This is a genomic window from uncultured Marinococcus sp., assembly GCF_947493875.1.
GTDB lineage: Bacteria > Bacillota > Bacilli > Bacillales > Marinococcaceae > Marinococcus.
In genome coordinates, this window is record NZ_CANLSU010000004.1 from 412720 (window position 1) to 427459 (window position 14740).

Below are 14740 nucleotides of genomic sequence, written 5' to 3' on the forward strand. Positions count from 1 at the left end.
TTGAGGAAAAGAGGGAAATAACGATGGCGATGTTTGCATTAGAGCTGGGCCTTTGTTTTGTCGCAACGATCGCTTTTGCGATTATTTTTAATATTCCGCTCCGGCTCGTCTGGTGGGGCGGCGTTATCGGTGTATGCACGTGGGCCATTTATTCCCTGATGCCGGTTTTAGGATTGTCGCTCGTTTTTGCGGCAGCGGTGGCTGCTTTTTTTGCTTCGTTTGTCAGCCAGTGGTTTGCCCGGTTTATGAAAGTGCCGGTGACCACCTTCAGTCTGCCGGGCATTATTCCATTGATTCCGGGCAGCCGGGCTTATGAAACGATGCTTGCATTTGTGCAGGAACGGTATTTATACGGACTGGAGCAGGGCGTGGAAACAGTGCTGCAGGCCATTGCCATTGCGGCGGGCCTCGTGTTCGCGTTTTCGGTATTTTCTGTTGGCAAAGGGGTGGGCCAGCGCTATGAAACACATCGTTGAAGAATGGATTACCAGATGGGACATGATACCACGGGGGGCGAAAGTGCTCGCAGCGGTGTCCGGCGGTCCAGATTCCATGGCAGCTGCGTCCATCCTGAAAAGCTTACAGAGTAAATATGAATTCACCTTAGGAATCGCGCATGTAAACCATGGGTTCCGTCCGGAAGCATCGAAAGAAGAGGCGCGGATGGTGCGGATGTGGTCGGAGGACCAGCAGCTGCCTTTTTATTCTTCGGCAATGTTTATGAAAGAGTCTCCTGAAGAAAAGACGACACAGGCAGCGGCACGGGAAAAAAGATATGATTTCTTTTTCCGGACCATGGAACATTTTGGCTACAGCGTGCTGATAACCGGCCACCATGCAGATGATCAGCTTGAAACAATAATCATGCAGGCTGCGTCGGGCCGGTCGCTTCTCGGAGAAGAAGGAATCGCCCCGAAGCGTACGATGAACGGTTTTGAGGTGACGCGTCCCCTGCTTGGGGTGAAAAAAAAAGAGATTCTGTTTTATTGCAGAGAGCATGGCATACCTTACGTGGAGGATGAAAGCAATTCTACGGACGATTACAGGCGTAACCGGGTGCGCCGCCATGTTCTGCCGGCGCTCACAGAGGAATTCCCTTTAGTGCATCAGCACATGCAGAAAAAGTATGAATGGCAGAAAGAACAGCAGAATTATATGCGCAGGCAGGCCCGCACTTCTCTCGATTTTTACGGAGAAAGGCTTGAGCGGAATTACGTTTCTGTAAAAATGGATTGTTTTCGCGAAGCCCCTCTTGCTTTACAAAGGGAAACGGTTTCGCTACTATTAAATTATTATTTTTCTGCAGAAGAAACAGGCATTTCTGCTTCGCTGGTGGATTCCTGTATAGATCTGGCTTCTGCCGCCGGCTCGTCGGGAGAGCTCCATTTACCCGGGGGAATACTGGTACGCAAATCCTACGGCAGGATGGAATTTTTAAGCCGGGAGGAATCAGGCCCTTCTTTTCCTGAACCGATACGTATTTCTGATTACGGTAACTATAAATACGGCGCCGGGATTGTGGGAGTAAGTCATGCACGGCCGGAAGATACGGATGTGTGGATTGCGGTGCCGGAAAGAATTCTTTCGTTCCCGATATACGTAAGACCCCCGCGGGCAGGGGACCGAATACATATACCAGGCATGAAGGAAGCGAAAAGGGTTCATCGTCTGTTTATAGACGAAAAAGTCCCAAAGCATGAACGTTCGTTCTGGCCCGTATTTACAGATGAAAAGGGAACCGTTTTATGGATTCCCCGCCTCCGCGCCTCCTTTCGTTATGAAAAAGAGGCAGCATACTTCGTATGGAAAAAGGACTAAAGGGTCCGTGAAATAAGAAGTGACAATTTCGGAAAATTTTTTGTGCAGGGAAGCAAATTCCCTTTATACGTGCTATGATTGAAAATGGACCATTTTTAACAATGGCGGCTTATAACACGGTTGTACTGCTTCTGTTTTGTGACTATAGTTTTATAAAATAAAACAGCGGCTGTTTAATAACAGCCCGGATGAAAGAATGAAATTCGCTTGGGAGGGTAAAGACATTCAGATGCACGACGAAATACAGGATATATTAATCTCGGAAGAAGAGCTGCAGGCAAAAATTAAAGATCTGGGCACGACGCTTACGGAAGAATACGATGGGCGTTTTCCTTTAGTGATCGGAGTTTTAAAGGGAGCACTTCCTTTTATGGCGGACATTGTCAAACGCATGAACATTCATCTTGAAATGGATTTTATGGACGTTTCAAGCTACGCCGGAGGGACAGTTTCCACTGGGGAAGTTAAAATTATCAAAGACCTGGACACCACGGTTTACGACAGGGACATCGTGATACTTGAAGATATTATCGACAGCGGGCGGACGCTTAAATACTTAATCAGTCTCCTGCAGACGCGGGGAGCAAAGTCGTTGAAGGTGGTAACGCTTCTGGATAAGCCGGAAGGACGGGTGGTTGACCTTACCGCAGACCTGGTTGGTTTTACTGTGCCGGATGAATTTGTCGTGGGCTACGGTCTGGATTATGCAGAAAGATACCGTAATCTGCCATACATCGGTGTGTTAAAGCCGGAGATTTATCAAGGCGGATGATTAGGAACAGACAAGTGAATATGATACTATTATTGCAGCTTTCGATGTATGCAGGAGGAGGTCAGGAATGAACCGAATTTTTCGTAACACTGTGTTTTGGCTTTTTTTATTCCTGGTTATTATAGGGATTATCAGCTTTGCCCAAAACGATGGTGGAGATACAAATACAATCAGCAGTACAGAGTTCAACGAACGTCTCAGTGAGAACGAATTTGCTACTATTACGCTTCAGCCCGAGGGCGGAGTTTACAATGTAACAGCTGCTACCAGTGAAAATGCCGAAAATGCGGAAACATACGAATCGTATCTTCCGATGACGAATGAATCCACACAGCAGCTGCAGACAGCGCAGGGGCCAAACGGCAATGCTGTCGAATTTGATACACAGCCGGAAGAAGAAACGAGCGGCTGGGTTACTTTCCTTACGACGATGATCCCATTCATCATTATCTTCCTTCTATTCTTCTTCCTGCTCAGCCAGTCCCAGGGCGGCGGCAGCAAGATGATGAACTTTGGTAAAAGTAAGGCGAAGATGTACCAGGAAGACAAAAAGAAGGTGCGTTTTAAAGACGTAGCCGGTGCGGAGGAAGAAAAGCAGGAGCTTGTAGAAGTCGTTGACTTCTTAAAAGATGCCCGTAAATTCTCCAACATCGGTGCCCGTATTCCAAAGGGCGTACTTCTTGTCGGTCCTCCGGGTACAGGTAAGACGCTGATCGCCCAGGCGGTTGCCGGAGAAGCAGACGTACCGTTCTTTTCCATCAGTGGTTCAGACTTCGTGGAAATGTTTGTCGGTGTCGGTGCTTCCCGTGTACGTGACCTTTTTGAAAACGCGAAGAAAAATTCGCCGTGTATTATTTTCATCGACGAGATTGACGCAGTAGGACGCCAGCGTGGTGCCGGCGTCGGCGGCGGCCATGACGAACGTGAGCAGACGCTGAACCAGCTTCTGGTTGAAATGGACGGCTTTGCCGGCAATGAAGGTATTATTATCATTGCGGCTACTAACCGTGCTGACGTACTGGACCCTGCACTTCTGCGTCCGGGACGTTTTGACCGTCAGATTCTTATCGGCCGTCCGGATGTAAACGGCCGTGAGGAAATTCTTCAGGTGCATGCGCGTAACAAGCCGCTTGCAGAGGATGTTAACTTCCGGGCCATTGCCCAGCGTACGCCTGGCTTTACCGGTGCGGACCTCGAAAACCTTCTGAATGAAGCGGCGCTTGTAGCAGCCCGTGCTGATATGCAGAAGATCAGAATGACGCATGTGGAAGAAGCGATCGACCGCGTTATTGCCGGTCCTTCGAAAAAATCACGCGTTATTTCAGAAAAAGAACGTAACATCGTGGCTCACCACGAAGCAGGCCACACAGTTGTTGGTATGAAGCTTGAAAACGCGGATATGGTGCACAAGGTGACCATTGTGCCTCGTGGCCAGGCCGGCGGTTATGCAATGATGCTTCCGAAGGAAGATCGTTACTTTATGACCAAGCCGGAGCTTCTCGATAAAATTGTCGGCCTGTTAGGCGGCCGTGTGGCCGAGGAAGTCATGTTTAACGAAGTGAGTACAGGTGCTCATAATGACTTCCAGCGTGCGACAGATATCGCCCGCCGCATGGTTACCGAGTACGGTATGAGTGAAAAGCTCGGTCCGCTGCAGTTTGGTTCAAGCGGAGGCGGTCAGGTATTTCTTGGCCGTGACATGCAGAACGAACAAAATTACAGTGACGCTATCGCTCACGAAATTGATAATGAGATGCAAAGAATCATTATGGAATCTTACGAACGCTGTAAGCAAATTCTTACGCAGTATAAAGACCGGCTTGAGCTTGTAGCCCAAAGTCTTCTGGAGCTGGAAACGCTGGATGCAGAGCAGATCCGTTCCCTTGTTGAAGACGGCAAGCTTCCGGAGGATCACTATTCGAATAAATCGGATGAAGAGATGGGTGCTACGAAAAGCGAAGAACAAAAGCGTGAAGAGGAAGAGGCTGACCATGTCCTAAAAGAGGACAGCGGCGACTCTTCTTCGGAGGAGACCTCCTCGGAAGAAACGACAGCTTCTTCAGATTCGAGCTCCGACAGTGACGATACAAACCGTCGCGACTAGTATAAAAGAAAGGGTGCCTTTAAACGGGCATCCTTTTTTGTATGCTGAAAGAAAGCGGACGTTTTTCTCTGCGCGTTCTGCGGTATAGCATAAACAGAGAGAATGCGAGCGGATTAGTTGTTTTTCGATGGGTTTTGTACAATACTATGTATCAGGTTTTCAAAGATAATATAATGATATAGAGAGCAAGAGTGGAAAGGAAGGAATTAAATCAATGAAGGATTATTTAGTAAAAGCAACAGCGTTTAATCATCAGGTTCGTGCTTATGCTGTGCACACGACAGAAATGGTGGATGAGGCGGTCAGACGCCACCAGGCATGGCCGACTGCTTCGGCGGCTTTAGGCCGGGCGATGACAGCGGGTTCCATGATGGGGGCAATGCTTAAGGGTGACGACAAACTGACCATTAAAATTGAAGGGCACGGGCCGATGGGTCCGATTATTGTCGACAGCAACTCTTCGGGCGACACCCGGGGATACGCCCACAATCTGCAGGTTCACTTCGATTTGAACGATAGCGGTAAACTGGACGTAGCCCGTGCCGTCGGTACGGAAGGAACTTTATCAGTCGTTAAAGATCTCGGCATGCGGGATATGTTTACCGGCAACGTTCCGATTGTTTCTGGTGAACTCGGAGACGATTTCACGTATTACTTTGCAAATTCCGAGCAGCTGCCTTCGTCTGTTGGTCTTGGAGTGCTTGTCAATCCGGATAACTCTGTGAAAGCAGCAGGCGGGTTTATTATTCAGGTGCTTCCCGACGCAGAGGAAGAATATGTAGCGCGCCTTGAGCAGCAGATACAACAGATGCCGCCGGTGTCCAAGCTGATTGAACACGGCAAAACCCCGGAGGAAATTCTTCATATTATCCTCGGTGAAGAAGTGAACGTGCTCGATACGCAGCCGGTTCAGTTTTCCTGCCAGTGCTCCAAGGAACGGGTGGAAAATGCAATTATTTCTCTTGGCACCGATGAGCTCCAGGATATGATTGAAAAAGACGGGGGAGCCGAAACGACGTGTCACTTTTGTAATGAGGTCTATCACCTGGATGTCGACGACCTGGAACGTTTGAAAGAGCGCACCTCCGAAATTGAAAACCGCTCCTAGGTTATTTGTGCGCCTTTTGATCTACAGATTGACAGAAGTTGACCAAATTGGTACGATTAAATTATTATAAAACCAATGAATTTACTTGGTGTTTGAAGGAGGAGCATGAATGAAGGCTGCAAATAACGTTACAGAACTCATTGGAAATACTCCCGTAGTAAAACTAAACCGTTTAACCGGGGAAAATGATGCAGATGTTTATTTAAAACTCGAGTATATGAATCCAGGAAGCAGCGTAAAAGACCGTATTGGTCTTGCGATGATCGAAGCTGCCGAGCGGGATGGCCGTTTAAAAGAAGGGGATACAATTGTTGAACCGACAAGCGGTAACACAGGCATCGGCCTGGCGATGGTAGCAGCTGCCAAAGGCTACCCGGCGGTATTGGTAATGCCGGAGACAATGAGCATGGAGCGTCGCAATCTTCTTCGTGCATACGGTGCGGAACTGGTGCTCACACCGGGACCTGACGGCATGGGTGGTGCGATTTCTAAAGCGAACGAGCTTGCTGAAGAAAAAGGCTACTTTATGCCGCAGCAGTTTGAAAATGAAGCGAATCCGAAAATCCACCGTGAAACGACTGGCCGTGAACTGCTGGATCAGATTGATGGGCCGATTGATTCCTTCGTTTCCGGCATCGGCACCGGCGGTACGATTTCCGGTGCAGGCGGCCTGTTGAAGGAGCACTATCCGGAGATGCGTATTGTAGGTATTGAACCAGCGGATTCCCCGATTCTAAACGGCGGAAATAAAGGCCCTCATAAAATCCAGGGAATTGGTGCCGGATTTGTACCGGGCACGCTGAATACAGAGATTTATGATGAAGTAGCGGTAGCAACGACGGAGCAGTCGTTTGAATATGCACGCCGTGCTGCCCGTGAGGAAGGCGTTTTAGGCGGTATTTCTTCCGGATCGGCTATTTACGTTGCTCTTCAGGAAGCGAAAAAGCTCGGCAAGGGCAAAAAAGTTGTGGCTGTCATTCCTAGTAACGGGGAGCGTTATCTTAGTACGCCTCTCTATCAGTTTGAAGAGACTACAGACTAGCATAAATTCTTTAAAGAGTCCGTACCCTGAAAAGGGGCGGGCTTTTTTTATGGAATTATCTTTAATGATGCACTTTGGTTTATTTGGAGTGAATGATAACGAAAAAGGGTAATGAAGCAAACGCAGCGTTCTGATTGTTTTTTTATAAAATATTTCGTAGACTTGTAGGAAATATAAAGAGAATTTTCTGTAAAAAAGAGAGAATTGGATGAAACCGGGGGCATACACATAATGGATGAGCGACTGGCCCGAGGGCCTCAAGCAGGAGAATCATATACACAGAGTACGACGTCGTTTTTTCAGACAAATGACCAGTTTTTTCAGGCGTTTGAGTTTCTTGCCAGGGAGGAGCCTTATCACGTGCTGCTTGAAAGCGGGCGCCAGGGCGAACTTGATATTGCTGCCCTTCGTCCCTTTGGGGTAGTGGAAGGGAAAAACAAAGAGACGACCCTTCATAGGCAGGGAAGCACTGAAATGCATGCGGGAGACCCGCTTGAAGCATTGGCAAAATGGATGGAGCCGTACAATCTGCCAACGGACTCTGCTCTTCCTTCGTTCCAGGGAGGCGCAGTAGGCCAGATAAGCTATGACTATGTACGATATATTGAGCATCTGCCGGAGCTTGCGGTGGATGATCTGAAAATGCCGGATGCGTATTTTCTCCTGTACGATCTGTTTTTTATTCACGATAAAAAAGCGGGTAAAACGTGGATTTGGCATTTGCATGCCGAAGAGGAAGACGCCGGTGAATTTCTCGGGAAATGGAAAAAAGCATGGTCGGAAGTGGCTGAAGAGTTTTCCGGGCAGGAGCGTTCAGAAGCGAAGGGGGCTGTCTCTGCCGAAAAGTCGGTGCCGTCCTTTTCCGGGGAATTATTCGGCGGAGCGGTAGAGCAGATTAAAGAATACATTGCCGCCGGAGACGTGTTTCAGGTGAATTTATCCACCCGCCAGACACAGCTCCTGCATACCTCAGCCTTTCACATTTATCAGAAGCTGAGAGAGCTGAATCCTTCCCCGTATATGGGCTATATGCATACACCGGACTGGCAGACGGTTAGCGCCTCTCCGGAGCTGCTGGTTAAAAAACGGGGTGCAGAGGTGTCCACGCGCCCGATCGCCGGGACCCGTTCGAGAGGAAAGGACGAAGAGGAGGATATGGCGCTTGAACAGGAATTGATGGGCACAGAAAAAGAGCGGGCCGAGCATGTTATGCTCGTCGATCTTGAAAGAAACGATCTTGGCCGTGTCTGCCACTACGGTTCGGTGAAGGTGGATGAATTAATGGCGGTGGAGCGGTATTCCCACGTGATGCATATCGTTTCCAATGTAAGGGGGATACTTGCTGAAACAGAGCAGGTATATGATATGATAAGGGCAGTGTTTCCTGGAGGGACGATCACCGGTGCTCCGAAAATACGGACGATGGAAATTATTGAAGAGCTTGAGCCGGTACGCCGGGGCTTCTATACAGGATCGTTCGGCTGGATCGGCTACAACAAGGATGCGGAGCTGAACATTTCCATCCGCACGATGCTTGCCAAGGACGGGTACGCCCATGTGCAGGCAGGGGCCGGGATTGTCATCGACTCTGATCCAAGAGCAGAGTACAAAGAATCAATCAAAAAAGCCAAAGCATTATGGGAAGCGAAAAGACAGAGTGAAGCAGAGGCCGGTATTATCCATGAGCAGAGCTGAGACTAGAATAGAAAGGAAGATTTTCGCATGATTTTAATGATTGATAACTATGATTCGTTTACGTACAATCTCGTGCAATACCTCGGAGAAATGGGAGAAGAACTCGAAGTACGGCGTAACGACCAAATTACAGTGGAGGAGATCGCCCAGTTGAATCCGGATATTCTGATGATTTCCCCGGGGCCCTGCAGTCCGGATGAGGCAGGAATCAGCGTCGAAGCGATACGCCGCTTTGCCGGAGAAATTCCGATTTTCGGTGTCTGTCTCGGCCACCAGGCGATTGCGCAGGCCTTCGACGGCGATGTTGTACGGGCGGAGCGGCTGATGCACGGGAAAACGTCGGAGATCCACCATGACGGTGTAAGTATTTACGCTGATCTTCCAAATCCGTTAACGGCGACAAGGTACCACTCGTTAATTGTGAAAAGAGACACCCTGCCGGACTGCTTTGATATCACCTCGGAAACGGAAGCCGGGGAGATTATGGGGATCCGCCACCGCACCCTCCCTGTTGAGGGTGTACAGTTTCACCCTGAATCGATTATGACCGGTGAAGGAAAACAGATGCTCAAGCGCTTTGTGGACCGGCACCGGAAGTCTGAAGAGGTGCTGTAGCATTGTATGTGCATATAGACGGGGAGATAAAGAAGGCGGGCGAAGCTCGTCTTTCTGTATTTGACCACGGTTTTATGTATGGGCTTGGCTTATTTGAGACGTTTCGGGTGTATAATGGTCATCCGTTTTTATTGGATGCTCATATGGAAAGGCTCGAAGCCGGTGCAGAAGAGCTCGGCATTGTCTTTCACTATGAGCGGAAAACAGTCGAAGCAGAAATCAGGCAGCTGCTCGATGCCAATGGACTGAAGGATGCCTACGTGCGGTATAACGTATCCGCAGGGCCGGGGGGCCTGGGAATTCAGACGACCCCCTACCTTGAGCCGGTTATTGTTATTTACATGAAGCCGCTTCCGGCAGCGGGAGCGGAGCCTGTGCAAAAGGATGCCCTGTGGCTCCGGCTGAGACGGAACAGCCCGGAAGGCCGGGAGCGCCTGAAGTCGCATCATTACATGAACAACTGGCTTGCCAAACAGGAAATAAAAGACCGGCCGGACGCGGAAGGGATTTTCGTTAACGAAGAGGGATATGTTGCAGAAGGCATCGTCTCCAATATTTTCTGGCGGAAAAAAGATATCTTGTATACGCCGGCAGTGGAAACAGGTATTTTAAACGGCATTACCCGTCAATTTGTGATACAGTTAGCACATGAAAATGACTACGTTGTGGAGGAAGGATACTTTCTTCCGCAGGATATAGAAGAAGCAGAGGAAATGTTTGTTACGAATTCTATTCAGGAAATTGCAGCAGTGCGTGCCCTCGGGGATTATTATTTTCCAAGTTATTCAGCGGCCCGGCTGCTGCACAGCCGCTACCAGAACGAAAGAGATAAAAAATAACAGCTGGCACGGCAGGGAGGAGAGAAAATGCGCAATCAGGTAATGCGATGGAAGAATTGGGAGCTTGATTTTTCCTTAAAGACGTTTGTCATGGGGATTTTAAATGTGACGCCGGATTCCTTTTCTGACGGAGGCCGGTACAGCGGGGTGGAGCAGGCTGTCGCGCAGGCAGAAAAGCTGGTGGAGGACGGAGCGGATATTATAGATATCGGCGGTGAATCCACACGCCCGGGAGCGGCATTTGTAGAGGCAGAAGAAGAGCAGCGGCGGATCCTTCCGGTACTCGAAGCCCTGAGGGACCGGATAGGCGTGCCTATCAGCGTGGATACCTATAAAGCTTCCACGGCCGAGGCAGCTCTCGGAGCCGGAGCGGATATCATTAACGATGTATGGGGAGCAAAAGCAGATCCCGATATAGCCCGGGTGGCAGCTGAATACGATGTGCCGATAATTTTAATGCACAACCGTGATAATACGGAGTACCAGGATTTGATGCCTGACATGATTCAGGACGTTTATGAAAGCATAGCTATTTGCGAGCAGGCCGGAGTCAAGGAAGACCGCATTATTCTGGATCCCGGCATCGGCTTTGCAAAAACCTATGAGCAGAATCTCGAAGCGATGCGGAAGATGGATCAGTTTACGTCGCTTTCGTATCCAGTACTCCTTGGCAGCTCCCGTAAATCGCTCATATCAAAAACACTTGAGCTTCCTGCCCATGATCGTGTGGAAGGTACAGGTGCGACGGTGAGCCTGGGTATTGAACGAGGGTGCGATATCGTCCGTGTGCATGACGTCAAAGAAATGACGCGCGTAGCCCGGATGATGGACGCTATGCTCGGAGTAAGAAAGGAGCATTCGGTTGGATAAAATTCATTTGCAGGGAATGGAGTTTTACGCTTATCACGGGGTGTTTGAAGAGGAAAACAGGCTAGGTCAGCGCTTTCGCGTCAATTTAGTACTCGAAGCGGACTTAAAGCCGGCAGCGGCAGAGGATGACGTAGAAAAAAGCGTTAACTACGCCGAAGCATTTGAAGCAGTGAAAGAGGCCGTGGAAAACCAAACGTACCGGCTGGTGGAAACGATTGCTGAAAAAATTGCCAAAACAATATTTGAGCGTTTTAATATTGTGGAGCAGCTTCACGTGAAAGTGATCAAACCGGATCCGCCAATCCCAGGACACTACGATCATGTTGCCATTGAAATGACCAGGACTCGTCCATAATGACCCAGGTTTTTATTGCACTGGGGTCAAACCTCGGGAAACGGGCGGAGTATTTAAAGCGGGCGGTCCTGGCTATGCAGCAGGAGAAACAGATGCAGCTGACAAAGCTGTCGCCGGTGTATGAAACCGCGCCGGTGGGAGTGACCGGTCAGCCGCATTTTCTGAACATGGTTTCCGAATGGAGCACTGATTACGGACCGGAGAAACTGCTTGAGGTGCTTCACCGTATCGAGCATGAGCTTGAGCGCATACGTGAAGAACGGTGGGGGCCGAGGACAGTGGACCTTGACATTCTTATCTATGATGAAGAAAATATGAACAAGGAGCATTTAATTATTCCGCATCCCCGGTTAACTGAGCGGGCCTTTGTTCTTGTGCCGTTTTTTGATATTGCCCCGGACCGTTTTGTTCACGAGGACAAGACGGTTCGTTGGTATGTAAAAAAACTGCCGGAGAAGGAACGGGCCGATGTAGTATACTGGGGCGAGCTGTTAATAGACAACGACGACACGTAAAATAATAAAGCCAACACATAGGAGGTTGCTGTGGTGTTAAAAATTCGTGATATAGAAATGAATAACCCGGTGGTGCTTGCTCCGATGGCGGGAGTCAGCAACCCTGCATTCCGGCTGATAGCGAAGGAATTTGGAGCAGGACTGGTCTGTGCAGAAATGGTAAGCGACAAAGCAATACTGCACGAAAATGAAAAATCGATGCGGATGCTCTACGTGGATGAAAGGGAAAAGCCGCTCAGTCTTCAGATTTTCGGCGGGGACCAGGAAACGATGGCTGGGGCTGCTGAAGTAGTGGATCAGCATACGAATGCAGATATTATTGATATCAATATGGGCTGCCCTGTACCGAAAATCACTAAGTGTGATGCAGGGGCCAAGTGGCTGCTAGACCCGGATAAAATTTATCAAATGGTAAAAGCAGCAGTGAACGCAGTAGATAAGCCCGTAACGGTGAAAATGCGGATGGGCTGGGACGATGAGCATATACTGGCTGTGGAGAACGCGCAGGCTATTGAGGCCGCCGGCGGTGAAGGCGTTGCGGTACACGGGCGCACCCGGGTGCAGATGTATGAAGGCGTGGCGAACTGGGAAATACTTAAGGAAGTAAAAGACTCGGTGAATATTCCGGTAATTGGCAATGGAGACGTATCTACCCCTCAGGACGCCCAGGCAATGCTTGATACGACCGGAGTGGACGGCGTGATGATCGGCCGTGCCGCCCTTGGGGACCCATGGATGTTTTACCGGACAGTGCAGTATTTGGAAACAGGAAAGCTTGTAGAGGAAGAACCAACTCCGAAGGAAAAAATGGATGTATGTATTGTGCATATGGACCGTTTGATAGAATTGAAAGGCGAAGATGTGGCCGTTCGGGAGATGCGCAAGCATGTGGCCTGGTATCTGAAGGGCATGCACGGCGGCTCCAAGGTACGGGGCAGAGTAAATGAACTGAATACACGCGACGAAGTGGCGGAAACACTATATAATTTTGTCGGTTCTACGGAAGCTCCCAGCATGGCATAAGTATTTGCACTAAGAGCGGCTTCTTTCAGGGAAGCCGCTCTGCTTATGAATGCATCACTGAAACTGGAAACAAACGATGTTTATATAGAAGAAAAATTAAAAACGATCTAAAGGGGAGACTACTATGAGCCAGGATCAAGAGCTGAACGACCAGTTCCGTGTACGCAGGGAAAAAAGAGAGGCATTGATTAATGAAGGAAAAAACCCGTTTGGAGAACGCTTCGCGCGTACGTATGATTCAAAAACCATGCACCGGGAGTTCGACGCTTTCTCTAAAGAGGAGTTAAGCGAAAAAAATACGGATATTACGATAGCAGGTCGCATGGTCACTAAGCGTGGAAAAGGAAAAGCGGGATTTGCACATCTGCAGGATCTTGAAGGGCAGGTCCAGATTTACGTACGGAAAGACGAAGTCGGCGATGAAGCGTACGAAGGCTTTAAGGATATGGATATTGGAGATATTGTCGGGGTGCGCGGCCGTGCATTCAAAACGAACGTAGGGGAACTGTCTGTGCGTGCAACAGAAGTAACCCTTTTAACAAAGGCTCTTCGCCCGCTGCCTGATAAATACCATGGTCTTCAGGATATTGAACAGCGCTACCGCCAGCGCTATTTAGATCTTATTGCGAACCCGGAAGTAAAGGATACGTTTATCATGCGGAGTAAGATTATCCAATCCATGAGAAATCATTTGAACCGCCAGGGCTTTTTGGAAGTAGAAACACCGATGCTTCATACGATACCGGGCGGAGCATCGGCACGTCCGTTTGTTACTCATCATAATGCCCTGGACATGGAGCTTTACATTCGTATTGCGATTGAACTGCATCTAAAACGGCTGATTGTCGGCGGTATGGAAAAAGTCTATGAAATTGGCCGCGTCTTCCGTAATGAAGGTATTTCCACCCGTCATAATCCCGAATTTACCATGATGGAATTGTATGAAGCTTTTGGAGACTATGAAGATATTATGGATCTGACCGAAAGCCTGATCGTACAGATTGCTGAAGATGTGCTTGGGGGCACCACCCTGCAATACGGAGAAGAGCAGATTGAACTTGGCAACCAGTGGAAAAGAATGCATATTGTAGATGCTGTCAAAGAAGAAACCGGTGTAGATTTCTGGCAGGAAATGAGTGACGAAGAAGCGAGAGCACTGGCTAAAGAATATAATGTGCCAATTCGGGAAACGATGTCCTTTGGCCATGTGGTTAACGAATTCTTTGAGCACTTTGTTGAAGAAAAACTAATTCAGCCTACATTTGTGTACGGTCATCCACTCGCCATTTCTCCGCTTGCAAAGAAAAATGAAAAAGATCCCAGATTTACAGACCGCTTTGAGTTATTTATTGTAGGGCGTGAGCATGCGAACGCCTTTAGTGAGTTAAACGATCCTGTGGATCAGCGGGAGCGGTTTGAAAAACAAGTGGAAGAAAGAGAAGCTGGAGACGAAGAAGCCCACATGATGGACTATGATTACCTTGAAGCAATGGAATACGGACTTCCCCCAACGGGAGGACTCGGAATAGGTATTGACCGCCTGGTGATGCTGCTCACAAACTCTGCTTCTATCAGAGACGTACTTTTGTTTCCACAAATGCGGAGCCAGGCTTCACGCGAAGAGTAGAAAGCTTTCTGCCGGCTTTCTGATTTGAAAGCCGGCAATTATATAAAAAAATTAAAAGAAAATATAAAAATGGGTTGCGTACAAATAAGAAACGATGATATATTATTTTTTGTCGCCGTAAAGAGAGCGGCGGGCTGTTCAGACAGCTGAAAAAAAGTTATTGACTTAATAACACTTCGGTGTTAACATATAAAAGTCGCAAAAATAACGACAGATTGTTCTTTGAAAAGGAAAGACAAGCCAGAGCCCCAAAGAAAAGAATCAAATTTAGGGCATCACTGATGCCACAGCATCAAACTTTTTACGGAGAGTTTGATCCTGGCTCAGGACGAACGCTGGCGGCGTGCCTAATACATG

The 14740-nt window shown here is 48.6% G+C and carries 14 protein-coding genes; all 14 read left to right on the plus strand.

Features of this window, described 5'->3' with window-relative positions; genetic code table 11:
- Positions 1–23 precede the first annotated feature (23 nt).
- Complete coding sequence (locus Q0757_RS10360; RefSeq protein WP_298786964.1) at positions 24–476, plus strand: threonine/serine exporter family protein; 453 nt, start codon at positions 24–26, stop codon at positions 474–476.
- Entirely contained in the window at positions 460–1818 is a 1359-nt protein-coding gene (tilS, locus tag Q0757_RS10365) for a tRNA lysidine(34) synthetase TilS (protein ID WP_298786966.1), read from the plus strand. The genes Q0757_RS10360 and tilS overlap by 17 nt, the downstream gene beginning before the upstream one ends.
- A 229-nt stretch (positions 1819–2047) precedes the next feature.
- Positions 2048–2590 (plus strand): hypoxanthine phosphoribosyltransferase, encoded by a 543-nt coding sequence (hpt, locus tag Q0757_RS10370; RefSeq protein ID WP_298787035.1) that lies wholly within the window; start codon positions 2048–2050, stop codon positions 2588–2590.
- 67 nt (positions 2591–2657) lie between these two features.
- Positions 2658–4694 (plus strand): ATP-dependent zinc metalloprotease FtsH, encoded by a 2037-nt coding sequence (gene ftsH, locus Q0757_RS10375; protein ID WP_298786968.1) that lies wholly within the window; start codon positions 2658–2660, stop codon positions 4692–4694.
- A gap of 214 nt (positions 4695–4908) precedes the next feature.
- Positions 4909–5802, plus strand: coding sequence for an Hsp33 family molecular chaperone HslO (gene hslO / locus Q0757_RS10380; protein WP_298786971.1), 894 nt, complete (start codon positions 4909–4911; stop codon positions 5800–5802).
- A 109-nt stretch (positions 5803–5911) separates the two neighbouring features.
- The gene (gene cysK, locus Q0757_RS10385; protein WP_298786973.1) at positions 5912–6844 is read left to right on the plus strand and encodes a cysteine synthase A; all 933 of its coding nucleotides are present in this window, start codon (positions 5912–5914) and stop codon (positions 6842–6844) included.
- A 231-nt stretch (positions 6845–7075) separates the two neighbouring features.
- Entirely contained in the window at positions 7076–8539 is a 1464-nt protein-coding gene (locus Q0757_RS10390) for an anthranilate synthase component I family protein (RefSeq protein ID WP_298786975.1), read from the plus strand.
- A 27-nt stretch (positions 8540–8566) separates the two neighbouring features.
- Positions 8567–9154, plus strand: a complete 588-nt coding sequence (gene pabA / locus Q0757_RS10395; RefSeq protein WP_298786977.1) for an aminodeoxychorismate/anthranilate synthase component II — start codon at positions 8567–8569, stop codon at positions 9152–9154.
- A gap of 8 nt (positions 9155–9162) precedes the next feature.
- A complete protein-coding gene (gene pabC / locus Q0757_RS10400) occupies positions 9163–9993 on the plus strand; it encodes an aminodeoxychorismate lyase (RefSeq protein ID WP_298786979.1) in 831 nt (276 codons plus the stop codon).
- A 27-nt stretch (positions 9994–10020) separates the two neighbouring features.
- The gene (folP, locus tag Q0757_RS10405) at positions 10021–10863 is read left to right on the plus strand and encodes a dihydropteroate synthase (RefSeq protein WP_298786981.1); all 843 of its coding nucleotides are present in this window, start codon (positions 10021–10023) and stop codon (positions 10861–10863) included.
- Positions 10856–11218: a dihydroneopterin aldolase gene (gene folB / locus Q0757_RS10410; RefSeq protein ID WP_298786983.1), complete on the plus strand. Its 363-nt coding sequence runs from the start codon at positions 10856–10858 to the stop codon at positions 11216–11218. The genes folP and folB overlap by 8 nt, the downstream gene beginning before the upstream one ends.
- On the plus strand, positions 11218–11733 hold the full coding sequence (gene folK / locus Q0757_RS10415; RefSeq protein ID WP_298786985.1) for a 2-amino-4-hydroxy-6-hydroxymethyldihydropteridine diphosphokinase: 516 nt from the start codon (positions 11218–11220) through the stop codon (positions 11731–11733). The genes folB and folK overlap by 1 nt, the downstream gene beginning before the upstream one ends.
- 33 nt (positions 11734–11766) lie before the next feature.
- Positions 11767–12756, plus strand: coding sequence for a tRNA dihydrouridine synthase DusB (gene dusB, locus Q0757_RS10420; RefSeq protein ID WP_298786987.1), 990 nt, complete (start codon positions 11767–11769; stop codon positions 12754–12756).
- A 124-nt stretch (positions 12757–12880) separates the two neighbouring features.
- Positions 12881–14383 carry a lysine--tRNA ligase gene (gene lysS / locus Q0757_RS10425; RefSeq protein WP_298786990.1) on the plus strand — a complete coding sequence of 501 codons (1503 nt, stop codon included), beginning with the start codon at positions 12881–12883 and terminating at the stop codon, positions 14381–14383.
- Positions 14384–14740 lie beyond the last annotated feature (357 nt).

What these genes read in the sequence shown, in the direction of transcription:
- folK (WP_298786985.1), top strand. Translation starts at nt 11,218, where the DNA reads ATGACCCAGGTTTTTATTGCACTGGGGTCAAACCTCGGGAAACGGGCG.
- cysK (WP_298786973.1), top strand. Translation starts at nt 5,912, where the DNA reads ATGAAGGCTGCAAATAACGTTACAGAACTCATTGGAAATACTCCCGTA.
- pabA (WP_298786977.1), top strand. Translation starts at nt 8,567, where the DNA reads ATGATTTTAATGATTGATAACTATGATTCGTTTACGTACAATCTCGTG.
- tilS (WP_298786966.1), top strand. Translation starts at nt 460, where the DNA reads ATGAAACACATCGTTGAAGAATGGATTACCAGATGGGACATGATACCA.
- Q0757_RS10390 (WP_298786975.1), top strand. Translation starts at nt 7,076, where the DNA reads ATGGATGAGCGACTGGCCCGAGGGCCTCAAGCAGGAGAATCATATACA.
- hpt (WP_298787035.1), top strand. Translation starts at nt 2,048, where the DNA reads ATGCACGACGAAATACAGGATATATTAATCTCGGAAGAAGAGCTGCAG.
- folP (WP_298786981.1), top strand. Translation starts at nt 10,021, where the DNA reads ATGCGCAATCAGGTAATGCGATGGAAGAATTGGGAGCTTGATTTTTCC.
- lysS (WP_298786990.1), top strand. Translation starts at nt 12,881, where the DNA reads ATGAGCCAGGATCAAGAGCTGAACGACCAGTTCCGTGTACGCAGGGAA.
- ftsH (WP_298786968.1), top strand. Translation starts at nt 2,658, where the DNA reads ATGAACCGAATTTTTCGTAACACTGTGTTTTGGCTTTTTTTATTCCTG.
- Q0757_RS10360 (WP_298786964.1), top strand. Translation starts at nt 24, where the DNA reads ATGGCGATGTTTGCATTAGAGCTGGGCCTTTGTTTTGTCGCAACGATC.
- hslO (WP_298786971.1), top strand. Translation starts at nt 4,909, where the DNA reads ATGAAGGATTATTTAGTAAAAGCAACAGCGTTTAATCATCAGGTTCGT.